Source organism: Luteimonas padinae, from assembly GCF_014652935.1.
GTDB lineage: Bacteria > Pseudomonadota > Gammaproteobacteria > Xanthomonadales > Xanthomonadaceae > Luteimonas > Luteimonas padinae.
The window spans coordinates 1-23420 of sequence record NZ_BMZT01000006.1 but is presented as its reverse complement, the minus strand read 5'-3'; the positions used below and the strand labels follow the sequence as shown (position 1 = coordinate 23420).

Genomic DNA, 23420 nt, shown 5'->3' with positions numbered 1-23420 from the left:
CAGTAGACGTCGCTCAGTAGACGTCGCGGCGGTAGCGGCCGGCGGCCAGCAGGCCGTCGACGCATGTGTCGCCGAGGATTTCGCGCAGCGCGCCATCGACGCCCGAGGCCATGCCCTGGAGGCTGCCGCAGACCAGGATGATCGCGCCCGCGTCGACCCAGTCGCGCAGGCGGGAGGCTTCGGCGCGGAGCGCATCCTGCACGTAGCCGCGGTGCACGGCCGCGCGGCCGGAAGACAGCGCATCGGCGGGCACGCCGCTGCCCTCGGTGCCGCGGGAAAAGGCCAGGTCCAGGCGCTCGAGTCCGCCATCGCCGAGCCAGCGCAGGATGTCATCGCGCTGGTGGAAGTCGCGGTCGCCGTGGCGCTCGCCGAACAGCAGCCAGCTGCGCGCGTGGCTGCCGGCCTGACGCTCGGCGAGGTGCGCGCGCAGGCCGGCGATGCCGGTGCCGTTGCCGACGAGCACCATCGGCGTGGTGGCCGGCGGGCCGTGGAAGCCGGGGTTGGCGCGGATGCGCAGGTCGATGTCGCCGCCGGCCTGCACGTGGTCGCACAGCCAGCCGCTGCCGACGCCGGGCGTGCCGTCGGGGCGCAGCATGCGCCGCAGCAGCAGGCGCAGGCTGCCTTCGCCGGGGATGGAGGCGATCGAATACTCGCGCGAGGGCAGGGGCTGCAGCCGGTCGGCCACGGCCTGCGGGGCCAGGCCGCGGATCGCGTCGGCGTCCGGGAGCTGCGAGCGCGACAGCCGCGCGCCGAGCGTGTGCGTGATCCCGTCGACGCGAACCGGCGAAGCGGCGTCGAGGCCCGCTTCGGCGAGCAGCGCGGCCACCGCGGCGGGCGCCTGCTGCGGTCCGACTTCGGCGATGTCGCCCGCGCGCCAGCTGGCGGATCCGTCCGGCGGCAGCATTCGCAGTTCGAATACCGGCGCGCCCTCGCTGCCCGGGTTGACTTCGCGGCGCCCGGACAGGGGCCAGGGCTGGTAGGCCACCGGTGTCCAGTCGGGCAGGGCGGGGGCGTCGGCTGCAACGCCCAGATGGTGCTGCCAGTGGCGCAGCGCCGCAGGATCGCCATTGTCGACTTCGACCAGGTCGAACAGGGGGCTCGCGCCGGCCTGGCGCAGCCACTGGTCGAGCGCGTGCCCGAAGGCGCAGTAGTTGCGGTAGCCGCGGTCGCCGAGCGCCAGCACGGCGTAGCGCAGCCCGGGCAGGCGGACGTCGTCGCGCATGCAGGTGCCGATGAAGCCGGCGGCGGCGTCGGGCGGATCGCCCTCGCCGGTGGTGCTCGCGATCAACAGTAGCTGCCGCGTGGCCGCCAGGGTCTCAGCGTCCAGCGATGCGATACCGCAGGTGCGCACCGCGAGGCCGGCCGCCTGCAGCGACGTCGCCGTGCGCTGCGCGATTTCCGCCGCCTGGCCGGTCTGGCTGGCGTGGACCACGAGCCAGTCGCCGGCGGCCGGCAGGGCCGCGTCGGCTGCCGACGTTGCGGCATCGGCGCGGGCGGCGCGGCGGGCGCGCAGCAGGATGGTGGCGCTGGCCAGCAGCCAGGCGAGTGCGACCAGGACGGCGGCGATGCCGCGTCCGCCGGTCGGGCGGCCCGGCCACCAGGCCTCGTCGTGCAGGGGCAGGAAGGCCAGCGCGGCCGCGCACAGCGCCAGCAGCACGCCGGCCTGCGCCGCGCGTGCGGCGGTGGACGTGCGCGCGCCGGTCACGGGGCCAGCCGCCGCTGGAAGGCGGCGGTGGCCTGCACGCGGACGCCGTCGGCCGCGCGCATCACCCAGCGCGCAGCCAGGCCGCGCGCCTGTGCCAGCGCCAGGCCCGCGTCGGGCCCCAGCACCGTCAGTGCGGTGGCCCAGGCGTCGGCGGCCTGCGCGGTGTCGGCCACCACGGTGACCGCCGCCGGTGCGTGGGCGACGGGCGCGCCGCTGCGCGGGTCGATCGTGTGCGAATACAGGCGGCCGCCGTGCTCGAAGCGGTGCCAGTGGTCGCCCGAAGTGGCGACCGCGGCGTCGTCGAGCTCGATCACGCAGGCCGTGGTGGCCTCCCCGGCGTCGTCGCGGTGCCCGTCGTCCCCGGATCCGGGACCGGGGCCGGTGCCGGTGCCGGTGCCGGTGCCGGTGCCGGTGTCGCCGTCGCCGTCGCCGTCGGCGTCCGGCCAGGCTTCGGCCAGCACCTTCCAGGCGCTGCCGTCCGGCTTGCGGCCGTAGCCGCGCAGCTCGCCGCCGACCTCGACCAGCGCGGCGGGCACGCCCCGGGCCTGCAGCCAGTCCACCACCGCGTCCACGCCATGGCCCTTGGCGATGCCGGACAGGTCGAGGGACACGCCGCCGGGCTGCAGCAGCCGCTGGCCGGGCGGGTGGAGGACCAGCCGCTGCCAGCCGCTGCGCTCGCGCGCCGAGGCCAGCGTGTCCGCGTCCGGCACGCGCCCGCCCGCGCCGCCGGGGCCGAAGCCCCAGGCCTCGACCAAGGCGCCGACGGTCGGGTCGAACGCGCCGCCGCTGGCGGCGGCGATCGCCAGCGCCTCGCGCAGCACGTCGAAGAACTGCTGCGGCAGCGCCTGCCAGCTGCCGGCGGGTGCACGGTTGTAGAGGCTGATGTCGGAGTCGCGCTCCCAGGGGCTCATCTGCGCGACCACGCGGTCCAGGCAGGCCTGGACGCCGTCGTGCAGCGGATGCAGGTCCGCGCCCGGCGCAGCCGCGACCGACGCGTGCCAGCGCGTGCCCATGGTGGCGCCGCCCAGCGCGTGCACCGCGAGGGCGGGACGCGCATCGACGGCGCCGTGCGGGCCCATTACTGCGGCAGCACTTCCAGGGTGGCGACGTAGCCGAGGCGGCGGCCGGTGGCCTGCGGCAGGCTGGCCTTGTCGTCCTGCAGGCCGGTTTCCAGCCAGTAGATGCCGGCCTCGGGCCAGGTCACGCGGAGCAGGCCTTCGGCGTCGGTGGTCGCGGCGATGTCGTCCTGGGCGTTGCGGTAGCGGGTGCCGCCGCGGACGATCTCGAACTCGAGGCCGGCGGCCGGCTTGCCGTCGACCAGGATGCGGAAGGTCGCCTCCTCGCCGGCGAACAGATCGTTGGGATGGGTCACCGGCTCCAGCTCGATGCCCTTGCCGGTCGGGGCCAGCGCGGTGGCGTTCGGCGCGCCGTTGGTGACGAAGGTCTCGACGCGGCGGACGGTCTCGGTGACTTCAAGGTTGCGCGCGTCCTTCGGCACCTTGGTGGCCAGGTCCTCGGCGGTGGCACTGCGCAGGAAGCCGCCGCGGGCGGCCGGGCCGGGGGGCGTGCCGTCGGCCTCGGCCTTCGCCTTCGCGGCCAGGCTCTCGGCAGTGTCCCAGCGCGCCGCCATGCCGCTGCCGGCGTTGGCGATGCGGTAGGTGCCCTGCTGCGCGAGCTGCACGTCGAAGGTGCTGCGGTACTTGCCGGTGGCGCCGTTGGCCAGTTCCGCGCGGCTGCCGTCGGGGGCGGTGACGGTGATGCCGTCCAGGCGCATCGGCACGTGGTCGGGGAAGAACAGCTGGTTGGACACCGCGGCGTCGAAGGTCACCCAGACGTCGCCACCGGCGACCACGGCCTGCGAGGGGATGATCCACTGCTTGTGCGCGGAGGCGGCCATGGGCAGTGCGGTGGCCAGGGCGAGCGCGAGGGCGAGGGTCTTCTTCATCATCATGTCTCCGGAAGGAAATGCGGTGGAGTCGCCGTCGCGGCGTGCGTGCGGCGCGGCGTGCGGGCGGGCGTCAGGGCCGGATGGCGAGGCTCACCGCGCCGAGCTCGGTCTTGCCCTGGGCCTTGCCCGACTGCGCGGCGGTTGCCGGCCAGTCGAAGGGGATCTTCAGCAGCTCGCGGCCGCCGACTTCGCGCACGGCTTCCACCACGACGCTGTAGCGCCCGGGCGCGAGGCCGGACAGCCGCGGGTCGCGGGCGTTGAACTTCAGCGCATGGCGTCCGGCGGGCCGGGTCGGGCCGCTGACGCCGTCCACCGGCATCTGCTGCGCGCGCCCCGACTTGCGCCACCACTGGCGCAGGTCGGGCAGCCACTTGGTGCCGTGGCCTTCGGCGGTGTCCTTCATCATGTACCAGACCGACAGGTCGGCCGCGGCCTTGCCGTCGGCGCCTTCGACATAGACCGCGACGTAGGGCCGGTGGTACTCGGCGACGGACATCGACGGCACCTCGACCTCGACGGTCAGCTCCGCGGCATAGGCCGGCGTGGCCAGCAGGCCGCCGATGACGATGGTCAGGGGAATGCGCATATGCGGGTTCCTGGGTTGAAGTGGGTCAATGGATGAACAGCAGCGCCAGCAGCACGGGGACCACCAGGCCCAGGCCCACCCAGGGCCAGGTGCCGGGCCGCTGCCGGGCGTGCATCTGCAGCAGGAACAGCCCGGTCAGCGTGAACACGATGCAGGCGATGGCGAAGACGTCGATGAACCAGCCCCAGGCCGGCCCGGAATTGCGGCCCTTGTGCAGGTCGTTGAGGTAGGAGACCCAGCCGCGGTCGGTGCGTTCGTACTCGACCGTGCCGCCGGCCTTGTCGATCGCCAGCCAGGCGTCGCGGCCGGGGCCGGGCATCGACAGGTAGACCTCGTCCTCCGACCACTCGGCCTCGCGGCCACCGGTGGAGGCGCCCAGTTCGTCGCGCAGCCAGCGCTCGAGTTCGCGCGGCAGCGGCGCGTTGCCTTCGGCGTGGGCGTCGAGCTGCGGGAGGAGCTCCGCGGGCAGCTCGAGCTGGCGGTTGTCGACCTCCGGGCTGCCCTCGATCTTCGCGGCGTGGTTGAGCGTGATCCCGGTGATCGCGAACAGCAGCATGCCGACCAGGCACACCGCCGAGCTGATCCAGTGCCACTGGTGCAGGGTGCGCAGCCAGAAGCCGCGGCGCTGGCGGGCCGCCGCGGTGTCGGTGGTCGGGGACGATGCTGTCACGTCGATACCGGAACTGGGGGGGCGGAAGTATAGCTGCTGATGAGAAGCGTTCTCATATGACTGAGCCGGCAGGCCTGCGCCCCGTCACCGGGGTGCCGGCAACGGGACGGCCTGAAGGCTGCGCTCAGAACCGCACGTTCAGGCTGAGCCAGAGGTTCCGCGCCTTGTCCTTGTTGTTGTAGTCGTCGAGATAGGTCGGCGCCCACTCGCCGGTGTTCGGGTCCTGCGTCCACAGGGTCTGGAACGAGGTGAAGTCCTCGTCGAGCAGGTTGTTGATCCGGGCATTGACGCTGACGTGGTCATTGAAGCGGTACTGCGCGGCCAGGTGGAGCACGGTGTAGTCCTCGTAGTCGCGGCGGACGCCATCGACCACGTCGCGGTAGCGCTTGGAGCGGGTTTCGGAGACCAGCTGCATGCTGAAGCGGTCGGTGGCCTGCCAGGCCAGGCTGGCATTGGCCATGTGCCTGGCGGTGTCGGTCAGCGGCAGGCCCTGGTCGGCGCCGCTGAGCTGCTCGCTGTCGGTGTAGGTGTAGTTGGCGCGCAGCGACCAGGTCTCGGTGATGCCCCAGCGCCCGGCCAGCTCGGCGCCCTGGATGCGGACTTCGTCGATGTTGATGTTCTGCGCGTAGGTGGTGTAGCCGAGCATGCCGAAGTCGCCGAGGTTGGCACAGGGCCGCACGCCTCCGGTCTGCTCGCAGCTCAGGTTGCCTTCGCCGCGGGCGATCTTGTCCTCGAAGTCGTTGCGGAAAATGGTGGCGTTGAAACTGTGGAGGCTGTCGGGCGAGGTCCAGTACAGCGCGATCTCGCTGTTGACGCTGGTTTCCGGCTCGAGGTCCGGGTTGCCGACGAAGGGCGAGGTGCCCTGTCCGCCGAAGCCCGTGATGCCGTCGTACAGGTCGGTGGTCTTGGGGGTCTTGTAGCCGGTGCTGACGCCGCCCTTCAGGGTCCAGCCCGGGCTCAGGTCCCAGACCGCGTACGCGCGCGGGCTGAGGTGGCTGCCGAAGACGTTGTGGTCGTCGTGGCGCAGGCCCAGGGTGATGGTCAGGGCCTCGGTCGGGCTCCAGTTGTCCTCGGCGAACAGCGACCACATCTCGTGGTCCTGCACGGTGCCGCCGCCGTCACCGCCGCCTTCCATGCCGAACACGCCGTCCTCGAGCTCACCGTCGATCAGCTGGCCGCCGACGATGAGGTGGTGCTGCTCGCCCACGGCGACGTCGACCTTGGCGTCCAGGGTGTACTGGCTGCTTTCCATGGTGCGCTTGGGCCGCGGCAGGAAGGTGTCCTCGACCAGCTGGCGGCGCTCGTCGCGGGTCAGCCCGGCATAGGGGCCGGTATCGCACACCGCGGCGTTGTCGCAGTACATGTCCAGGTGCTGCAGGCGCTCGGCCACGGTGAAGGGCAGGGTGCGGCCGTTGTTCCCGGTCTGGATGCGGGCCAGCGAGACGAAGCTGTTGCCCCAGTCCCACTGCCCGTTCCAGGTCAGCGCCCACTGGTCGCGGGTGAACTCCTGGTCGGCGGCGTAGCCCACGCGCGGCGCCGAACGCCACAGGCCCTCGATGCCGTCGACGGTGCCCAGCGGATAGGTCTCGGTGCCGAGGTTGTTGATGTACGGCGTGTTGTCGTAGTCCTGCCGCGAGACGTCGTAGTCGAACACCACGCTCTGGAACTCGCCCGGCGTCCAGCTCAGGGTCACGCCGGCGGTCTTGTTGGTGTTGTCCACGGTCTTGCCGCCGCCGCCGAAGCCCAGCGAGCGCTCATGCTCCGTGCCGTCGGGCGCGGTGATGAGCTCGTATTCGGGCGTGGATGCGTCGCGCTCGTACCAGGAGCCGCGCACGCCAAGGCCCAGCGTGTCCTTCACCAGCGGGCCGCTGATGGCGAAGTCGATGGTGCTGTCGGTGCCGAACTGGTCGTCCTCCTGGAAATTGCGCGACACCGTGGCCGAGCCGTACCAGCGCTGGCCGACCTTGCGGGTGATGATGTTGATCACGCCGCCCAGGGCGTCGGCGCCGTACAGGGTCGATGCGGGCCCGCGGATCACTTCGATGCGCTCGATCATGTCCAGCGGCGGGATATGGTTGAACTGGTTGCCGCCGAAGTTGTTCGGGTAGATGTCGCCGTGGTTGTTCTGGCGGCGGCCGTCGATGAGGATCAGGGTGTAGTCCGAGCCCATGCCGCGCATGCTGATCGTCTTCTGCCCGGTCTTGTCCGAGGTCTCGCCCACGTCCACGCCCTCGAGGTCGCGCACGGCGTCGATCAGGGTGACGTAGGGGCGCTTTTCCAGCTCATCGCGCGTGATCACGCTGATGCTGGCCGGCGCGTCGGTGATCTTCTGCTCGAAGCCGGCGGCGGTCACCACGATGGTGTCGAAGTCGGTGGCATCGGCGCCACCGTCGGGCATGGCCTCCTGCGCCACGGCGTGCGACAGCGGCAGCAGCAGGGCGATCGAGGCGGACAGGAGGGTGCGCACGGGCGCACGTCGCGCGGGGAGGCGGGCGGCGTGGATGGACATGGGACGGAGTGCTCCGGAGCGGGGTTTTGACGGGCCCGCGTCACTGGCGGCTGCTGGACGCGTGGAGGGGCGCCGGGCCTGCAGGCGGCCGGGCGGCTCCATGAATGGGCTGCATCTTAATGAGAACCATTAGCATGTGCAATGGATTCGTGATCCCATTTGCGCGCCGCGTGCCGCGTGCCGGGTATCGGGGATCGGGTGCCGCCAGCCTGGATGCGGCGCCGTGCTCAGTCCCGGTCGTCGCGGGTCCAGATGCCGTCGTGTTCGCGCTTCACCGGGAACTTGGCCACAGGCTCGTAGGCCGGGGCGCAGAGCGCGCGGCCGTCGCGGACGTCGAACTTCGCCCCGTGCAGCACGCATTCGATGGTGCCTTCGGCCGGGTCGAAGGCACCGGCGGAGAGCTCGAAGTCCTCGTGGCTGCAGACGTCCTCCAGCGCGTACAGCTCGCCGTCCAGGTTGAGCACCAGGATCGGGGCGCCGGTGACCTCGTCGAAGGCCGTCTGCATCTCGCCCGGCAGCAGCTCGGCGCTGGTGCAGACGAAGGTCCAGGTCTCGCTCACAGCATCTTCTCCAGGACCTCGAAGCGCAGGTCGTCGCGCTTCGGAATGCCGAAGCGGGCGTCGCCATAGGGAAACGGGTGGTGGACGCCGGTGCGCCGGTAGCCGAGGCGCTGGTACCAGGCGATCAGCTCGTCGCGCAGGTCGATCACCGTCATCTGCATCTTCGGCAGGCGCCACTCGTCGCGGGCGATGCGCTCGCACTCGGCCAGCGTGGCCCGGCCGATACCGCCGCCCTGGCAGGTCGGTTCGACCGCGAACATGCCGAAGTAGGCGCGCCCGCCGAGGTCGGCGGCGTGGGCGCAGGCCAGCAGCGCGCCGTCGCGCAGGCCCAGCACCACGCGGCTGCCGGGGCGGCCGATGTCCGCGCGCAATACGTCGGCGTCGATGCGCTCGCCGTCGAGCAGGTCGGCTTCGGTGGTCCAGCCGGCACGGCTGGCGTCGCCGCGGTAGGCGCGGGTCACCAGCAGAATGATCGCGTCGATGTCGGCGTCGGTGGCGGGGCGGAAGTGCAGGTCGGTCATCGCGCGATTGTGCCGCCGGCCGGCGGCCCTACGCCAGAAGCCCACGCACCTTGCGCAGCGCGGCGATGAAGGCCTCGATCTCGGCGTGGGTGTTGTAGAAGGCCAGCGACGCGCGGCAGGTGGCGGTGACGCCCAGCCATTCCAGCAGCGGATGCGCGCAGTGCTGGCCGGAGCGTACCGCCACGCCCTCCAGGTCGAGCAGGGTGGCGAGGTCGTGCGAATGCACGCCGTCGATCGCGAACGACACCACGGCGGCCTTGCCGGGCGCGGTGCCGAAGACGCGCAAGCCTTCGACCTTTCCGAACTCCTCGTCCAGATGCGCCAGCAGCTCGCGCTCGCGCGCCTCGATGTTCTCCATGCCGAGCGCGCACAGGTAGTCCACCGCCGCGCCGATGCCGACGAAGCCGGCGATGTTGGGCGTGCCGGCCTCGAACTTGCGCGGCGGGTCGTTGAACACGGTGCCGCCGTCCAGCCGCACCTCCTTGATCATCTCGCCGCCGCCGATGAAGGGCGGCATGGCCTCGAGGTGCTCGCGCCGCGCCCACAGCGCGCCGGTGCCGGTGGGCGCGCACATCTTGTGGCCGGTGAGCGCATAGAAATCGCAGCCGATGGCGGCGACGTCCACCGGGCGGTGCGGCAGCGCCTGCGAGCCGTCGACCACGGTGACGATCCCGCGCCTGCGCGCCTCGCGGCAGATGTCGGCCACCGGGTTGACGGTGCCGAGCACGTTGCTGACATGGGTCACGGCCAGCAGCTTCACCTCGCCGGTCATCTTCGCGCGCAGCATGTCGAGGTCGAGGCGGCCGTCGGGCAACAGGTCGACCACCTCGATGCGCGCGCCGGTGCGCTGCGCCACCAGTTGCCAGGGCACGATGTTGGCGTGGTGCTCCATGCGCGTGAGCAGGATCACGTCGCCGGCCTTGAGCCGCGGCAGCGCCCAGGAATAGGCCACCAGGTTGATCGCGAAGGTGGTGCCGCTGGTCAGCACCAGCTCGTCGGCGCGCACGTTGATGAAGCGCGCCAGCTTGGCCCGCGCGCCCTCGTAGGCCTCGGTGGCCTCGCTGCCGAGCTGGTGCACGGCGCGGCTGACGTTGGCGTTGTGGCGGCGGTAGAAGCCGTCGACCGCCTCGATCACCGCCGCGGGCTTCTGCCCGGTGTTGGCGGAATCGAGGTAGACCAGCGGCTTGCCGTGGACCTCGCGCGCCAGCAGCGGGAAGTCCCCGCGCACCCTGGCCCAATCGATCCCGGAGCCCGCTCCCTCTTCCCCCTGCGGCGGAAGGTGCCCGGAGGGCGGACGGGGGCGAAGCTTGCCGGCCTCGCTCACGCCAGCACCTGCCCGGCAATCGCCCGGTCCAGCCATTCCTCCAGCATCTCCCGCATCGCCGGCGTCCCGACCACCGACACCAGCGGCTCGCGCACGAAGGCCGCGGTCAGCAGCGCCCGCGCCTCGTCTTCCGGCAGGCCGCGCGAACGCAGGTAGAACATCGCGTTGTCGTCGAGCTGGCCGACGGTGGCGCCGTGTGCGGCAGTGACTTCGTCGGCGTGGATCACCAGCACCGGCTGGGTGTCGATCTCGGCGGTGTCGGACAGCAGCAGGTTCTTGTTCGACAGCCTGGCGTCGGTGCCGTCGGCGCCCTCGCGGATCTCGATGCCGCCGTGAAAGACCGCGCGGCCGCGGCCGGCGGCCATGCCGCGCCAGCCCAGTTCGCAGCGGGTGTCGCGGGCGATGTGGACGATGCCCAGGCGGGTGTCGAGGTGGCGCCGGCCCGAGGCCAGCAGCACGCCGTTGGCGACCAGCTCGGCGCGCTCGCCTTCCAGGCGCACGTTGAGCTCGTGGCGCGACAGCGCGCCGCCCAGCTCGAGGTCGAGGCGGCGGTAGCTGGACTCGCGTGCGAGCACGGCGTCGGTGTGGGTGAACAGCGTCGCGCGGTCCGACTCGTCCTGCACGCGGGCGTGGCGCAGCGTGGCGTTCGCGGCCAGGTGCACGTGGGCGACGGTGTTGCCGAGGTGGGCATGCTCGCCGCCGGCGACGTGGTGCTCGATCACCGTGGCCGAGGCGCCGCGGCGCAGTTCGACCAGGTGGCGCGAATGCCAGGCGAGGTCGCCTTCTGCGGGCAGGCCGATGAAGACCAGGTGCACCGGCGCCTCCACCGCCACGCCTTCGGCGATGCGCAGCACCGCGCCGTCGTCGGCGAGTGCGGCGTTGAGGCGCGCGAAGACTTCGTCCGCGCGCTCATAGCTGCGTGCGAGCACGTTGCTTTCGCGCGGGTCGGGATCGGCAAGCGCCTGGGCCATGGTCAGCAGGCGCGCGCCCTCGGGCAAGCCGGACAGATCGGACAGCGCCGCATCATGGCGACCGTTGACGAACACCAGCCGCGGCGCCGGGATGCCGGCGAGCAGCGCCGGGTCGACGCCGGCGTGGGCTAGAGGTACCGGCGAGAAGCCGCGGCGCTCGAGCTGGCGCAGCGAGGTGTACTTCCAGGCCTCGCTGCGCGCATGCGGCAGGCCGTCGCGCAGCGCGGCCTCCATCGCGGCGCGGCGCGCGCCCCCGCCGCTGAAGCCCGCGGCCAGCGAATCGAGCAGGGTCGCCATTACGCCACCGCCTCCGGCACCTTGCGCTCGCGCAGCCATTCGTAGCCCTGGGCTTCCAGCTGCAGGGCCAGCTCCGGGCCGCCGGACTCGACGATGCGGCCGTCGGCCAGCACGTGCACGAAGTCCGGCTTGATGTACTCGAGCAGGCGCTGATAGTGGGTGATCACCAGGAAGGCGCGCTCGGGCGAGCGCAGCGCGTTGACGCCGTCGGCGACCTGGCGCAGGGCGTCGATGTCGAGTCCGGAGTCGGTCTCGTCCAGGATCGCCAGCTTCGGCTCCAGCACCGCCATCTGGAAGATCTCGTTGCGCTTCTTCTCGCCGCCGCTGAAGCCCTCGTTGACGCCGCGGTGCAGCAGCTTGTCGTCCAGGTGCAGCACGCCGAGCTTCTCGCGCACCACCTTCAGGAACTGCATCGAGTCCAGCTCGTCCTGGCCGCGCGCCTTGCGCTGCGCGTTGAGCGCGCTGCGCAGGAAGTAGGTGTTGTTCACGCCAGGGATCTCGACCGGGTACTGGAAGGCGAGGAAGACGCCGGCGGCGGCGCGCTCCTCGGGCTCCAGCGCCAGCAGGTCGGCGCCCTCGAAGGCGACGCTGCCGTCGGTGACCTCGTAGCCGTCACGCCCGGAAATGATGTTGCCCAGCGTGGACTTGCCGGCGCCGTTGGGGCCCATGATGGCGTGCACCTCGCCGGGCTTCACCTCCAGCGAGAGGCCCTTGAGGATTTCGCGGCCGCCGCCGACGGTGGCGTGCAGGTTGTCGATCTTCAGCATTTCGTTCTCTCGTGTCTGGGACGACCGGCCAACCGACCGACCTCCCGATTCCTGTAGGAGCAGCTACAGCTGCGACCCGCCCTCGCGGCAGCCGCACCCGCGACCGCCCGGTCTCAGCCCACCGAGCCCTCGAGGCTCACTTCCAGCAGCTTCTTCGCCTCCACCGCGAACTCCATCGGCAGTTCGCGGAACACCTGCTTGCAGAAGCCGTCCACGATCAGGCTGACCGCGTCCTCCTCGCCCAGCCCGCGGCTGCGGCAATAGAACATCTGGTCGTCGCTGATCTTCGAGGTCGTGGCCTCGTGCTCGACGGTGGCGGTCGGGTGCTTCACCTCGATGTAGGGGAAGGTGTGCGCGCCGCACTCCTTGCCGATCAGCAGGGAATCGCACTGGGTGTAGTTGCGCGCGCCCTCGGCCTTCGAGCCGACCTTGACCAGGCCGCGGTAGGTGTTCTGGCCACGCCCGGCGCTGATGCCCTTGCTGATGATCTTCGACTTGGTGCGCTTGCCCAGGTGGATCATCTTGGTGCCGGTGTCGGCCTGCTGGCGGTGGTGGGTCAGCGCCACCGAGTGGAACTCGCCCGACGACTCGTCGCCCAGCAGCACGCAGCTCGGGTACTTCCAGGTGATCGCCGAGCCGGTCTCGACCTGGGTCCAGATCACCTTGCTGCGGTCGCCGCGGCACTCGGCGCGCTTGGTCACGAAATTGTAGATGCCGCCGACGCCGTTCTCGTCGCCGGGATACCAGTTCTGCACGGTGGAGTACTTGATTTCCGCGTCTTCCAGCGCCACCAGCTCGACCACCGCGGCGTGCAGCTGGTTCTCGTCGCGCATCGGCGCGGTGCAGCCTTCGAGGTAGGAGACGTGGCCCCTGTCCTCGCAGATGATCAGGGTGCGCTCGAACTGGCCGGTGTGGCCGGCGTTGATGCGGAAGTAGGTGGAAAGCTCCATCGGGCAGCGCACGCCCTTCGGGATGAACACGAACGAGCCGTCCGAGAACACCGCCGAGTTCAGCGCCGCGAAGTAGTTGTCGCCCACCGGCACCACGGTGCCCAGGTACTTCTTCACCAGCTCCGGATGGCTCTTGATGGCCTCGGACATGGAGCAGAAGATCACGCCCTTCTCCTGCAGCTCCTTCTGGAACGTGGTGCCGACCGAGACCGAGTCGAACACCGCGTCCACGGCCACGCCGGCGAGCTTCGCGCGCTCGTGCAGCGGCACGCCGAGCTTGTCGTAGGTGTCGAGCAGCTCCTGCGGGACCTCGTCGAGCGACTTGTACTTCGGACCCTTGGGCGCGGAGTAGTAGCTGAGCGCCTGGAAGTCGATCGGCGCGATCGAAAGCTTCGCCCAGTGCGGCACCGGCATGGTCAGCCAGTGGCGGTAGGCTTCGAGGCGCCATTCGGTCATCCACTCCGGCTCCTCCTTCTTGGCCGAGAGCGCGCGGATCACGTCCTCGTCCAGGCCGGGCGGCAGCGAGTCGGACTCGATGTCGGTGACGAAGCCGGCCTCGTACTTGCGGCCGAGCTGTTCGTGGATCTCCCGGTTCGCGACCGGTTCTTCGATGGGGGTGTCGATCTGGGTGGCCATTGCGGGCTGCCTGGTATTCAAACGGTGGCGAGGCGGGCGGGGATGCGGCGCGTTCCGCCGGCCTCGGGATCGGGGTGGGGCGGCGCGTCCAGCATCTGCGCCAGGCTGACGCCGCGCAGGGCGTCGGCGACGATGTCGTTGATGCGCCGCCAGTTGGCGCGGGCGCCGCACTGGCTGGCGATGCCGCAGCTGGTGTCGTCGAGGCTGCATTCGGTCATCGCCAGCGGACCTTCCATGGCCTCGACGATGGCGATCAGGCTGATCTCCTCCGGCGCGCGCGACAGGCGGTAGCCGCCGTGCGCGCCGCGGAAGGCCTCCAGCAGGCCGGCCTGCGCCAGCGGACGGAGCACCTTGCTCACCGTCGGCGGCTCCAGCCCCGCGCGCTCGGCCAGCTCGGCCGCGCTGAGCACGCGATCGGGCTCGACCGCAAGCACGGTGAGCACGACGGTGGCGTAGTCGGTGAGGCGGGTGACGCGGAGCATGCCGGGGCGGGGTCCATCAATCAGGACCGAAATTGTACGCTTTTGCGCCGCGCCGGTCCAAGCCCGGCCCTGAACGCCGTGTTCCGGTCGCGCCCGCCGGCACGCGGTCCGGGCGCGGTGGCGCAGGCGCGGTGTCGCGGCCACAATGCCCCCTTTCCCCGCGAGACGATGTTGCCGATGGCCAGCAAGGACAAGTCGGACAAGAAGAAAAAGAAGATCGAGGCCCGCCGCTCGGAGATCCACGGCAACGGCGTCTTCGCCACCGACGTGATCGAGGCCGGCGAGCGCATCATCCGCTACAAGGGCCTGCTGCGCAGCCACGACGAGGTCGACGAGGCATACGGCGACATCGACGAGAACGGCCATACCTTCCTGTTCACGCTCAACGACGACTACGTCATCGACGGCAACATCGACGGCAACGTCGCGCGCTGGATCAACCACAGCTGCGCGCCCAACTGCGAGGCGGTGGTGGAGGAGGACGACCGCGACCGCCGGCACAAGGACAAGGTCTTCATCGAGGCCCTGCGCCGGATCGAGCCCGGCGAGGAGCTGACCTACAACTACGGCATCGTGCTCGAGGAGCGCTACACGCCGAAGCTGAAGAAGCTCTGGGGCTGCCGCTGCGGCGCGCCGGACTGCACCGGGACGATGCTCCAGCCCAAGCGCTGAGGCGGGCGTACAACGCGATCCGCTTTGCCCTGGCCGCCGGCATGCACGTGGCGGCTACCGCGAGGACTTCGGGCGCTCGCGTCGCTCGACGGACTGCGCGACAGCTTCGACCTGCGCGGCGACGAGCAGCTGCTGGTCAAGCTGAGCTACCGCTTCGAGCTGCAGGCCCGCTCAGGGCTGGTATTCGCGCAGCTCGGCCGAGGCGATGCGCCACGCGCGCTGTCCGGGGCTGGCGCCATCGGCCACCGCGCGCCGCAGGACGTAGGCACCGACGTAGCGCTGTTCGCTGCCGTCGGCGCGGGTGGCCGTGACCGACACCGGGATTTCGATATAGCGCGAACCGGCGGCGCCCTCGATGCGGCCCGCTTCCCCCGGCTGCACCGTGACCGCGCGCGTGTCGGCGAAGCCTGCCGCGAATTGCTCCGGCGTCTGGCCACTGCTGCGGCCGCCGTCCGACCACAGCGCGTAGGCCTGGGCGTGGCGGCCGGCGGAGATCGCGGCGTAGTACGCGCGGACCACCGCGACGGCGTCGGCCGCGGAGGGTTCGGCTGGCGCGGTGGCCGATGGTCCCGCTGCCATCGGCACGGAGGGGTCGAGGCCCGCGTCGGCGGCGGGGAGCAGCGCTTCGCCCACCAGGATCACCGGCGGCCCGCCGCTGGCCAGCCCGGCTTCCGGTTCGTCCTCCAGCGGCGGCAGTCCGTCCGTAGAAGCGACGCCGGGAATCGGCACCACCATCGCGACGCCGTCGACGGTGGTCGGCACCGGCGTCGCACCGCCGAGCGGCACGTCGCCGGGCCCCGGGCCATCCGGCATGCCGGTGACGGATCCCGTGGCCTGCCCCGGAGCGGGCAGGGCCTCGGCCGGGTTGCCATCGGTGGCGGCGGCGGGCGCGACCTGGTCGTCGCCGCCGCAGGCGACGAGCGCGAGGCACAGCAGGACGGGAACGAGGCGGCTGGCAGGAGGCATGGCGTCGATCGCGGGTGGGGGGCAGCGCCGAACCATACGCGCGCACGATGAACGCATCGTCAGTGCCGGATCAGGGCGGCGGCGCGAGCACGCGGCGGTGCGGCTGCAGCCACGCCAGCAGCATGCCGAGCAGCACCATGGCCACCAGGTCCAGCACCACCTGGCGCAGCATCAGCGACAGTGGCAGCGGCTGCGCGACGAAGGCCAGCATGTGCCAGGGCACGAACGAGACCAGCGCGATCGCGAGTCCGAAGCGCGCGCCGCGCGCAAGCTCGACGCCGTCGCTGGCCGGCATACGACGGTACAGCCAGGTCATCGCGAGGCCGAGCAGCAGGTAGGCCGGCAGGATCCACGCCGCGTGCGCGTTCGCCTGCGCCTGCGTGCGGTAGAGGGCGGCCATGGCCTGGTAGTCGGCGCGCAGCAGCACGCCGTGGACCAGCATGCCGAGGATCAGCGCGGCCGCGCCCACGACGATCCCGCAGATCCAGAAGCGCTTGTCCATCCATCGTCCCCGTGGGTGCCTTCGCGACCTGTCGCAGCCTAGCGTCAAGGGATGACGGCGTCGATCATCTGGCCGGCGCGTCCGGCGCGTCCGGTGCGTCAGGCGCGGCTTCGCCGTCGCGTGCCGCGGCCCGCAGCAGCGGCAGCGGATCGATGGCGCCGTCGTCGCCGTAGATGCCGTAGTGCAGGTGCGGGGGCGTGCCGCGTGCGTTGCCGGTGTCGCCGACGCTGCCCAGCACGTGGCCTTCCTCCACCACGTCGCCTGCCGCCAGTCCCGGCGCCCAGTCGTCGAGGTGGGCGTAGTAGTGGCGTTGGCCGGCGGGCCCGAGGACCCACACCTGGCGCCCGCCCAGGCCGCCCTCGCGCACCGAGGACACCACCCCGCGGGTCGCGCTCACCACGTCGGTACCACGGGTGGCGAAGATGTCCACGCCTTGGTGCGTGCGGTCGCGGCCGCGCGCCGCACCGAAGGTGTCGGCCACCTGTCGCGCGCGAACGCCGGCCACCGGCATCGCGACGGCGTCCGGTGGCGGCATCCGCGACAGTTCCCACAGCGTGCGCGGCCGGTCCATGAACGGCTGCCGCCACGCCCAGTCGGCGACGACCGCGAGTGCTGCCAGCACCAGCAGCCAGGCGAGCAGGCGCAGCAGCCCGCGCATGCTCAGCCGCGCTGGAGTTCGCGTTCGAGGCGCTGGCGCAGGTCGTCGTCGAGCCTGAGCTGGCGCGCGAGCTCGTCGAGGTAGGCGCGCTCCATGAAGCTTTGCTCGTCGGCCGCCAGCAGGCTGGCGAGGTACATCTCCGACGCGATCTCCGGCGTGGTCGCCGCGCGTGCGACCTCGGCGGGATCCAGCGGCTTGGCGAGCTCGGCGTGCAGCCACTGCTGCACTTCGCGGTCCGGATTGAGGCGGGCGAACTCGCCCTCGATGACGCTGCGTTCGCGGTCGTCGATGTGGCCGTCGGCCTTTGCCGCACCAACCAGCGCGCGCAGGATCGCCTCGCTGTGCAGCGCCGCCTGAGGCGGCGGCAGGCGGTCCACGGTCTGCGGCTGCACGGCCTGGCCGCCCTGCTGCGCCTTGTAGTCGCCGTAGGCCTTGTAGGCCATCACGCCGATCGCGGCCAGGCCGCCGTAGGTGGCGAGCTTGCGCGTGGTCTTGTTCTTGCCCAGCAGCAGGCCGAGCGCGCCGCCGGTGATCGCGCCCTTGCCGAAGTCGGCGTTGAGCAGGCCGCCGCCGGGCGAGGTTCCGCTGCCGGGCGCGGCGGACAGGGACTGTGACTGCGACTTGAGGAGGTGGTCGAGGAAGCCTTGCAGGTTCATGCGTGTTCCGTGTCGTGCGTGGAGGGGCTGGCGCGGTGCCGGGATGCCCAGCATGCACGAGGCGGTGTTTCGCGCGCGTTGCGTGGCCCGGAAACGACTCGGGACGGCAATGCCGTCCCGAGCAGGATGAAGCGGTGACGCGTCGCGGTCAGGCGGCGGCGTCCTTGAGCTTCTTCAGCGGACGCACCTTCACCTTGACCGAGGCCGGCTTGGCGGCGAACCACTGCTCTTCCTTGGTGAAGGGGTTGATGCCCTTGCGCTTCGGCTTGGCCGGCACCTTGACCGAGGTGATCTTCAGCAGGCCGGGCAGGGTGAAGCTGCCGACGCCCTTCTTGCTGATCGAGCCGTGCACCGCGCCTTCCAGCGAGGCCAGCACCGCGCGGACGTCCTTGGCGGCGACGCCGGTGGACTCGGCGATGTGGGACACCAGGCCCGACTTGGTCAGGGCTTCCTTGATCGCCTTCGGAGCGGCGGCCGGCTTGGCAGCGGCGGCGGCCTTCTTCGGGGCGGCCTTCTTCACCGCCTTGGTTGCTTTCTTCGCCATGTGAGTGTGATTCCGTTTATCGGTAGATGGGATGTCGGCCGACCCCGTCGGCAATCGCAATGTAGGGCATGCCCGGGGCCGCGCCAAGTGGGAAAGCGCAGAAAACCTCGAGTTTCCCCGGCGGTGGTGGCGCATGCGGCGCTCAATCGTCCTCCTGGCCGGGATGCCAGGCATCCGCGAGCTTCTGCTGCAGCGCTGCCGGCACGGGCTCGTAATGGCTGAAATCCAGCGAATAACGCCCGCGGCCCGCGGTCACCGACTGCAGCTCGGCGGGGTAGCCGTCGAGCTCCGACAGCGGCACCTGGGCCTTGACCACGATGTCGCCGCCACGCGCGGCGCCGGTGCCCAGGATGCGCGCGCGGCGCCCGGCCAGCCCGCCGCTGATGTCGCCCATGTGCACCTCCGGCGCGGTCACCACCAGGTCGACGATGGGCTCGAGCACCTTCGGCGAGGCCTTGGCCACCGCGTCCAGGAAGGCCTTGCGGCCCGCGGTCGCGAACGCGACCTCCTTGCTGTCGACCGGGTGGTGCTTGCCGTCGTGCACGATGACGCGCACGTCCTGGATCGGATGCCCGGCCACCGCGCCGGTGGCCAGCGCCTGGCGCACGCCCTTCTCCACGGCGGGGATGAACTGCCCGGGGATGGTGCCGCCCTTGACCGCATCGACGAACTCGAAGCCGGCGCCGCGCGGCAGCGGCTCGACGCGCAGCATGACCTCGCCGAACTGGCCCGCGCCGCCGGTCTGCTTCTTGTGCCGGTGGTGGCCTTCGGCCGCGGCGCCGACGGTTTCGCGGTAGGCGATGCGCGGCGGCCGCGACTCGACCTCGACGCCGTGGCGCTCGCGCAGGCGTTCGAGCTGGATGCGCAAGTGCAGTTCGGAGAGGCCGCGCACGACGGTCTCGTGGGTGTCGGGGTCCTGCTCGACGCGGAAGCACGGATTCTCTTCCGACAGCTTGTGCAGCGCGGTCGCGAGCTTCTGCTCCTGGCCGCGGCTGCCGGCCTCGACCGCGAGGCCGAACATCGGCCGCGGGTATTCCATCGGCGCCAGGTGGATGTGGTCCTCGTCGTGGCTGTCGTGCAGCACCGCGTCGAAGTGCAGGTCCTCGACCTTGGCCACCGCCGCGATGTCGCCCGGCACGGCCTGGTCGATCTCGACGTGGTCGCGGCCCTGGATGCGGTACAGGTGCGCCACCTTGAATGGCTTGCGGCCGTCGTCGACGAACAGCTGCTGGTCGCGCCGCACCGTGCCCTGGTGCACGCGGAAGATGCCCAGCTTGCCGACGAAGGGATCGTTGACGACCTTGAAGACGTCGGCGATGACGTGCGCGGACGGGTCGGGGCGCGACAGCACCGGTTCCGCGGCGTCGCCTTCGCCGCGCCGGAACGGCGGCGGATTGGCTTCGCCCGGGTGCGGGAACAGCCCGGCGATGGCGTCGAGCAGCTCGCGCACGCCGGTGCCGCTGCGCGCGGACGCGAAGCACACCGGCACCAGGTGGCCCTCGCGCAGGCACTGCTCGAAGGCGTCATGCAGCTCCTGCCGGCCCAGCGAGCCCTCGCCCGCGTCGAGATAGTGCTCCATCACCGCTTCGTCGACCTCGACCACCTGGTCGAGGATGCGGCGGTGCCAGTCCGCCACCGGGCCGAGGTCGCTGTCGCCGCCGTCTCCGGCGAAGCAGTCCACCACCCGCGTGCCGCCGTCGGCGGGCAGGTTGACCGGCAGCACGAAGGCGCCGAATTCCTCGCGCAGCTCGTGGAGCAGGCTTGCGCAGTCTGCGCCGTCGGCGTCGATGCGGTTGACCACGATCGCGCGGCACAGCCCGCGCCGCGCCGCGTGGTCCATGATCCGGCGCGTGCCGTGGCCGATTCCAGTGGTGGCGTCGACGACCACGGCGACCGTGTCCACCGCCGACAGCGCCGACAGCGCCGCGCCGCGGAAATCCGGATAGCCGGGGGTGTCGAGCAGGTTGACGTGGACCCGCGTGCCGTCGGCCGCGCGGTGGTCGATGCCGGCGATGGCGGCGTCGATGGAGTGGCCGCGGTTGCGCTCCTGCGGGTCGAAGTCCGACGTGGTGCTGCCGCGCTCGATGCTGCCTGCCGCCTGGATCGTGCCGCCGGCATGCAGCAGGGCTTCGAAGAGCGTGGTCTTGCCGGCGCCGGGGTGGCCTGCGAGGGCCACGTTGCGGATCTGTTCGGTGGCGTGGGACATGGGTCCGTTTCTCCCTGGAGGGATGGAAAGGACGTCATGGCTGTCCGTCGCATGCTGCGACCGGGCCTGCGAGCGGCGGGTTGTCATGGCGGACAGGCACAGTAGCGCGGGCGCCGCGCGGGCGTCGCGTTGCGTCGCAGCATCCACGCCGGCAGACACCCGCGTAACGGACGCGCCGCCAGGATGGCAGGCCCGAACGCATCCACGGAGAACACGCACATGGGCATCTCGCGCAAGGCCACCGCGCACTGGGAAGGCGACCTCAAGTCCGGCCGCGGCACCATCAGCACCCCGGCCAGCGGGCTGATGCAGGACACCCGCTACGGTTTCAACAGCCGTTTCGGCGACGAGAAGGGCACCAACCCCGAGGAGCTGATCGCCGCCGCGCACGCCGGCTGCTTCACCATGGCGCTGGCCAATGCCCTGGCCGAGGCCGGGCACCCGGCGGAGTCGCTGGACTCGCGCGCAGAGGTCGACCTGTCGATGGAAGGCGGGCCGACGATGAGCGCGATCCGGCTCTTCACGAAGGCGAAGGTGCCGGGGATCGACGAGGCGAAATTCCGCGCCGTCGCCGACGACGCCAAGACCAACTGCCCGGTGTCGAAGGCGCTGTCGGCGGTGCCGATCACGCTGGAGGCCGAGCTGCTGTCCTGAGGCCGCGGGGCGCCGCCGGGCGCCTTCGCCTCGTAGATGAACCGCGGGCAAGGGCCGCCCTGCAGGGCGGCCTGGTTCAGCGGCGCGTCAAGCCGTGCATCCTAGCGTGGGCCGGTGCGCCGCTCCCGGCGCGGGAGCCTGCCATGCGTGCCGTCGTCGCCTCCGTACTCGCCATCACCCTGGTCGCCGCCACCGGCGCCGCCTCCGCGCAGCCGCTCGGCTACGATGCCGGATATCCGCAGTACGACCGCTACGGCCAGCAGCGCGACGCCGGCTACGACGTCGCGCGCGTGGTGCGCGTGGACCCGGTGTTCGACGGATACGGCCAGCGCTGCTACACGCGCGAGGACAGCTACGTGGACGGCGGCGGCTACGACGGCTACGACCCGTACGGCCGTGACCGGTATGGCAATGACCGCGACGCCGGGAACGGGCGCATGGTCGCCACCGTCGTCGGCGGCGTGGTCGGCGCCGTGCTCGGAAGCAAGGTGGGCGGGGGCTCGGGGCGCTACGCCACCTCCGCCATCGGCACCATGGTCGGCGGCATGGCCGGGCGCGAGATCTACGAGGCCACGCGTCGCGACCGCCAGGAGCGCCGCGGCCAGGTGACGGTCTGCGATCCGGTGCCGGCCAGCTACCCGGCGTCCGACCGCTATGGCGGCGTCAGCGCCTACGACGTGACCTACGAATACGGCGGCCGCCAGTACACCACGCGCACCGATTACCACCCCGGCGACACCATCCGCGTGCGCGTGGACGTGCGCCCGGAATAAGCCGCGGCGCGTCCGGCGCGGCGCGGAACATTGCCCCGCGCCGCGTTCGTGGACATAGTCGGCGGATCGTCCAGGGAGAGTCCGCCGCATGCGCCGCATCGTTTCCGCATCCTTCGCGCCCGTGTCAGCGGGCATCCTGCTGGCGCTGTCCGCCACCGCGGCCGCCGCCAGCGGCGAACGCCTGCTCACCGCGACCCGCATCCACACCTCCGACGCGGACATGCCCGTGGCCACGGCCGTGGTCTGGGACGCGGACGGCCGCATCCTGGCGCTGGGCGACGCGGCCGAGCTGGTTGCACGCCATCCGGACGCCGAGCGCATCGATGCCGGTGACGCCACGGTGGTGCCGGGCCTGATCGACGCGCACGCGCACCTGGTCGGGCTGGGGCATGCGCTGATGCAGGCCGACCTGGTCGGGGCGCGCAGCACGGCGGAGGTCGTCGAGCGGCTGCAGGCCTTCGCGCGCGACCTGCCGGCAGACGCCTGGCTGATGGGCCGCGGCTGGGACCAGAACCTGTGGCCCGACACCGCGTTCCCGACCGCGGCCGTGCTCGACGCCGCCTTCCCCGACCGGCCCGTGGTGCTGGAGCGCATCGACGGGCACGCCACCTGGGCCAACAGCGCCGCGATGCGCGCGATCGACCGCGACCTCGCCGGCGACTGGCAGCCCGACGGTGGCCTGGTGGTGCGCGAGGACGGCAAGCCCACGGGCGTGTTCGTCGACATGGCCGCGAACCTGGTCTACGCGGCCGCGCCGGAGCCTGGCGCGGCCTGGCAGGAACAGGCCTTCGCGCGCGCGCTGGAGCACGTGGCCAGCCTCGGCCTGACCGGCGTGCACGACATGGGCACCGGTGACGACGGCTTCGCGCTGATGCAGCGCTTCGCCGACCGTGGCGCGCTCAGCGTGCGCGTGCAGGCCTATGCCAGCCGCGGCGCGGACGCGATCGAGGCGATGTGCCGCGACGGTGCGTACCGGCATCCATCCGGGCGCCTGGACATGCGCGGGGTGAAGCTGATGATCGACGGCGCGCTGGGCAGCCGCGGCGCCGCGCTGATCGAGGACTACAGCGACGATCCCGGCAATCGCGGCCTGCTGGTGCAGGACGAGGCCGGCTTCGAAGCCGCCGTGCGCCGCGCGCGCGACTGCGGACTGCAGGTGGCGACGCATGCCATCGGCGACCGCGGCAACCGCATCGTGCTCGACACCTACGCGCGCGTGCTGGGCGACCAGGCCGGGAGCGACCACCGCTGGCGCATCGAGCATGCGCAGGTGCTCGCGCCGGGCGACATCGCGCGCTTTGCCGGCCTGAAGCTGGTGGCCTCGATGCAGCCCACGCACGCGACCTCGGACATGGGCTGGGCCGGCGACCGCCTCGGCGAGGCGAGGCTGGCCGGTGCCTACGCCTGGCGCAGCTTCGTCGAGGCCGGCGTGCCGCTGGCGCTGGGGTCGGACTTCCCGGTGGAGTTCGCCGACCCGCGACTGGGCCTGCTGGCGGCGGTAACGCGCCAGGACGTGCATGGCCAGCCGCCGGGCGGCTGGCTGCCGGGACAGGTGCTGACGGCGGCCGAGGCGCTGCACGGCTTCACCTCGGGTGCGGCGTGGTCGGCGTTCGACGAGGGCCGGGTCGGCCGGCTGGCGCCGGGGCTGCGCGCGGATTTCGTGGTGCTCGACCGCGATCCGCTGGCGGTGCCCGGGAGCGAGCTCGACGACATCGTCGTGCGCTCGACCTGGGTCGACGGCAAGCCTGTCTACCAGGCGGACCAGGCCCCGGAGACCCGGCTGTAGGAGCAACTGTCTTTTGATCAGGCGGGGGTTGGCTGCCACTGCCCGCCATCCCTGAGCATGGCGTTGATCTGCCCAAG

At 71.7% G+C, this 23420-nt stretch carries 23 protein-coding genes; 4 read left to right on the top strand and 19 right to left on the bottom strand.

Annotated features, from left to right (window positions below; translation table 11 throughout):
- Nucleotides 1-13 precede the first annotated feature (13 nt).
- The 13 genes from IE168_RS08000 to IE168_RS07940 form a co-directional block, all read right to left on the bottom strand.
- Complete coding sequence (locus IE168_RS08000) at nucleotides 14-1705, bottom strand: sulfite reductase subunit alpha (RefSeq protein ID WP_189496998.1); 1692 nt, start codon at nucleotides 1703-1705, stop codon at nucleotides 14-16.
- The gene (locus IE168_RS07995; protein WP_189496996.1) at nucleotides 1702-2784 is read right to left on the bottom strand and encodes an FAD:protein FMN transferase; all 1083 of its coding nucleotides are present in this window, start codon (nucleotides 2782-2784) and stop codon (nucleotides 1702-1704) included. The genes IE168_RS08000 and IE168_RS07995 overlap by 4 nt, the downstream gene beginning before the upstream one ends.
- Nucleotides 2784-3650 carry a DUF4198 domain-containing protein gene (locus IE168_RS07990; protein WP_189496994.1) on the bottom strand — a complete coding sequence of 289 codons (867 nt, stop codon included), beginning with the start codon at nucleotides 3648-3650 and terminating at the stop codon, nucleotides 2784-2786. Before IE168_RS07990 ends, IE168_RS07995 begins: the two co-directional genes overlap by 1 nt.
- A gap of 73 nt (nucleotides 3651-3723) precedes the next feature.
- Nucleotides 3724-4239 carry a DUF2271 domain-containing protein gene (locus IE168_RS07985; RefSeq protein ID WP_189496992.1) on the bottom strand — a complete coding sequence of 172 codons (516 nt, stop codon included), beginning with the start codon at nucleotides 4237-4239 and terminating at the stop codon, nucleotides 3724-3726.
- Between the two features lie 25 nt (nucleotides 4240-4264).
- Nucleotides 4265-4909: a PepSY-associated TM helix domain-containing protein gene (locus IE168_RS07980; protein WP_189496989.1), complete on the bottom strand. Its 645-nt coding sequence runs from the start codon at nucleotides 4907-4909 to the stop codon at nucleotides 4265-4267.
- A 124-nt stretch (nucleotides 4910-5033) separates the two neighbouring features.
- A complete protein-coding gene (locus tag IE168_RS07975) occupies nucleotides 5034-7418 on the bottom strand; it encodes a TonB-dependent receptor domain-containing protein (protein WP_229823254.1) in 2385 nt (794 codons plus the stop codon).
- 227 nt (nucleotides 7419-7645) lie between these two features.
- Nucleotides 7646-7978, bottom strand: a complete 333-nt coding sequence (locus IE168_RS07970; protein WP_189496987.1) for a non-heme iron oxygenase ferredoxin subunit — start codon at nucleotides 7976-7978, stop codon at nucleotides 7646-7648.
- The gene (locus IE168_RS07965) at nucleotides 7975-8499 is read right to left on the bottom strand and encodes a GNAT family N-acetyltransferase (protein WP_189496985.1); all 525 of its coding nucleotides are present in this window, start codon (nucleotides 8497-8499) and stop codon (nucleotides 7975-7977) included. The genes IE168_RS07970 and IE168_RS07965 overlap by 4 nt, the downstream gene beginning before the upstream one ends.
- A 28-nt stretch (nucleotides 8500-8527) precedes the next feature.
- A complete protein-coding gene (locus IE168_RS07960; protein WP_229823301.1) occupies nucleotides 8528-9742 on the bottom strand; it encodes a cysteine desulfurase in 1215 nt (404 codons plus the stop codon).
- A 77-nt stretch (nucleotides 9743-9819) separates the two neighbouring features.
- Entirely contained in the window at nucleotides 9820-11091 is a 1272-nt protein-coding gene (gene sufD / locus IE168_RS07955) for a Fe-S cluster assembly protein SufD (RefSeq protein ID WP_189496981.1), read from the bottom strand.
- Nucleotides 11091-11858 (bottom strand): Fe-S cluster assembly ATPase SufC, encoded by a 768-nt coding sequence (sufC, locus tag IE168_RS07950; protein WP_189496979.1) that lies wholly within the window; start codon nucleotides 11856-11858, stop codon nucleotides 11091-11093. Before sufC ends, sufD begins: the two co-directional genes overlap by 1 nt.
- Before the next feature lie 113 nt (nucleotides 11859-11971).
- Nucleotides 11972-13444 carry a Fe-S cluster assembly protein SufB gene (gene sufB / locus IE168_RS07945; RefSeq protein ID WP_189496977.1) on the bottom strand — a complete coding sequence of 491 codons (1473 nt, stop codon included), beginning with the start codon at nucleotides 13442-13444 and terminating at the stop codon, nucleotides 11972-11974.
- Nucleotides 13445-13461: 17 nt separating this feature from the next.
- Nucleotides 13462-13926 carry an SUF system Fe-S cluster assembly regulator gene (locus IE168_RS07940; protein WP_189496975.1) on the bottom strand — a complete coding sequence of 155 codons (465 nt, stop codon included), beginning with the start codon at nucleotides 13924-13926 and terminating at the stop codon, nucleotides 13462-13464.
- Nucleotides 13927-14103: 177 nt separating this feature from the next.
- Here IE168_RS07940 and IE168_RS07935 point away from each other — a divergent pair, with 177 nt between their 5' ends.
- A complete protein-coding gene (locus tag IE168_RS07935; protein WP_189496973.1) occupies nucleotides 14104-14598 on the top strand; it encodes an SET domain-containing protein in 495 nt (164 codons plus the stop codon).
- A 171-nt stretch (nucleotides 14599-14769) separates the two neighbouring features.
- Here the strand turns inward: IE168_RS07935 and IE168_RS07930 are convergent, their stop codons facing one another.
- The 6 genes from IE168_RS07930 to fusA form a co-directional block, all read right to left on the bottom strand.
- Nucleotides 14770-15564 (bottom strand): hypothetical protein, encoded by a 795-nt coding sequence (locus IE168_RS07930; RefSeq protein ID WP_189496971.1) that lies wholly within the window; start codon nucleotides 15562-15564, stop codon nucleotides 14770-14772.
- Between the two features lie 70 nt (nucleotides 15565-15634).
- The gene (locus IE168_RS07925) at nucleotides 15635-16066 is read right to left on the bottom strand and encodes a hypothetical protein (protein WP_189496969.1); all 432 of its coding nucleotides are present in this window, start codon (nucleotides 16064-16066) and stop codon (nucleotides 15635-15637) included.
- 64 nt (nucleotides 16067-16130) lie between these two features.
- Nucleotides 16131-16724: a M23 family metallopeptidase gene (locus tag IE168_RS07920; protein WP_189496967.1), complete on the bottom strand. Its 594-nt coding sequence runs from the start codon at nucleotides 16722-16724 to the stop codon at nucleotides 16131-16133.
- 2 nt (nucleotides 16725-16726) lie between these two features.
- Nucleotides 16727-17380, bottom strand: a complete 654-nt coding sequence (locus IE168_RS07915; protein WP_189496965.1) for a tellurite resistance TerB family protein — start codon at nucleotides 17378-17380, stop codon at nucleotides 16727-16729.
- 148 nt (nucleotides 17381-17528) lie between these two features.
- Nucleotides 17529-17924 carry an HU family DNA-binding protein gene (locus IE168_RS07910; protein WP_189496963.1) on the bottom strand — a complete coding sequence of 132 codons (396 nt, stop codon included), beginning with the start codon at nucleotides 17922-17924 and terminating at the stop codon, nucleotides 17529-17531.
- 142 nt (nucleotides 17925-18066) lie between these two features.
- Nucleotides 18067-20130, bottom strand: a complete 2064-nt coding sequence (fusA, locus tag IE168_RS07905) for an elongation factor G (protein WP_189496961.1) — start codon at nucleotides 20128-20130, stop codon at nucleotides 18067-18069.
- A gap of 219 nt (nucleotides 20131-20349) precedes the next feature.
- On the opposite strand from fusA, the gene IE168_RS07900 reads away from it, so the two are divergent.
- The 3 genes from IE168_RS07900 (at nucleotide 20350) to IE168_RS07890 (ending at nucleotide 23343) form a co-directional block, all read left to right on the top strand.
- Nucleotides 20350-20784, top strand: coding sequence for an OsmC family protein (locus tag IE168_RS07900; RefSeq protein WP_189496959.1), 435 nt, complete (start codon nucleotides 20350-20352; stop codon nucleotides 20782-20784).
- A gap of 143 nt (nucleotides 20785-20927) precedes the next feature.
- Entirely contained in the window at nucleotides 20928-21557 is a 630-nt protein-coding gene (locus IE168_RS07895) for a glycine zipper 2TM domain-containing protein (RefSeq protein ID WP_189496957.1), read from the top strand.
- 88 nt (nucleotides 21558-21645) lie between these two features.
- Nucleotides 21646-23343, top strand: coding sequence for an amidohydrolase (locus IE168_RS07890; protein ID WP_189496954.1), 1698 nt, complete (start codon nucleotides 21646-21648; stop codon nucleotides 23341-23343).
- Nucleotides 23344-23420 lie beyond the last annotated feature (77 nt).

What these genes read in the sequence shown, in the direction of transcription:
- IE168_RS07995 (WP_189496996.1), bottom strand. Translation starts at nt 2,784, where the DNA reads ATGGGCCCGCACGGCGCCGTCGATGCGCGTCCCGCCCTCGCGGTGCAC.
- IE168_RS07990 (WP_189496994.1), bottom strand. Translation starts at nt 3,650, where the DNA reads ATGAAGAAGACCCTCGCCCTCGCGCTCGCCCTGGCCACCGCACTGCCC.
- IE168_RS07985 (WP_189496992.1), bottom strand. Translation starts at nt 4,239, where the DNA reads ATGCGCATTCCCCTGACCATCGTCATCGGCGGCCTGCTGGCCACGCCG.
- IE168_RS07975 (WP_229823254.1), bottom strand. Translation starts at nt 7,418, where the DNA reads ATGTCCATCCACGCCGCCCGCCTCCCCGCGCGACGTGCGCCCGTGCGC.
- IE168_RS07965 (WP_189496985.1), bottom strand. Translation starts at nt 8,499, where the DNA reads ATGACCGACCTGCACTTCCGCCCCGCCACCGACGCCGACATCGACGCG.
- sufD (WP_189496981.1), bottom strand. Translation starts at nt 11,091, where the DNA reads ATGGCGACCCTGCTCGATTCGCTGGCCGCGGGCTTCAGCGGCGGGGGC.
- sufC (WP_189496979.1), bottom strand. Translation starts at nt 11,858, where the DNA reads ATGCTGAAGATCGACAACCTGCACGCCACCGTCGGCGGCGGCCGCGAA.
- sufB (WP_189496977.1), bottom strand. Translation starts at nt 13,444, where the DNA reads ATGGCCACCCAGATCGACACCCCCATCGAAGAACCGGTCGCGAACCGG.
- IE168_RS07940 (WP_189496975.1), bottom strand. Translation starts at nt 13,926, where the DNA reads ATGCTCCGCGTCACCCGCCTCACCGACTACGCCACCGTCGTGCTCACC.
- IE168_RS07935 (WP_189496973.1), top strand. Translation starts at nt 14,104, where the DNA reads ATGGCCAGCAAGGACAAGTCGGACAAGAAGAAAAAGAAGATCGAGGCC.
- IE168_RS07930 (WP_189496971.1), bottom strand. Translation starts at nt 15,564, where the DNA reads ATGCCTCCTGCCAGCCGCCTCGTTCCCGTCCTGCTGTGCCTCGCGCTC.
- IE168_RS07925 (WP_189496969.1), bottom strand. Translation starts at nt 16,066, where the DNA reads ATGGACAAGCGCTTCTGGATCTGCGGGATCGTCGTGGGCGCGGCCGCG.
- IE168_RS07920 (WP_189496967.1), bottom strand. Translation starts at nt 16,724, where the DNA reads ATGCGCGGGCTGCTGCGCCTGCTCGCCTGGCTGCTGGTGCTGGCAGCA.
- IE168_RS07915 (WP_189496965.1), bottom strand. Translation starts at nt 17,380, where the DNA reads ATGAACCTGCAAGGCTTCCTCGACCACCTCCTCAAGTCGCAGTCACAG.
- IE168_RS07910 (WP_189496963.1), bottom strand. Translation starts at nt 17,924, where the DNA reads ATGGCGAAGAAAGCAACCAAGGCGGTGAAGAAGGCCGCCCCGAAGAAG.
- fusA (WP_189496961.1), bottom strand. Translation starts at nt 20,130, where the DNA reads ATGTCCCACGCCACCGAACAGATCCGCAACGTGGCCCTCGCAGGCCAC.
- IE168_RS07900 (WP_189496959.1), top strand. Translation starts at nt 20,350, where the DNA reads ATGGGCATCTCGCGCAAGGCCACCGCGCACTGGGAAGGCGACCTCAAG.
- IE168_RS07895 (WP_189496957.1), top strand. Translation starts at nt 20,928, where the DNA reads ATGCGTGCCGTCGTCGCCTCCGTACTCGCCATCACCCTGGTCGCCGCC.
- IE168_RS07890 (WP_189496954.1), top strand. Translation starts at nt 21,646, where the DNA reads ATGCGCCGCATCGTTTCCGCATCCTTCGCGCCCGTGTCAGCGGGCATC.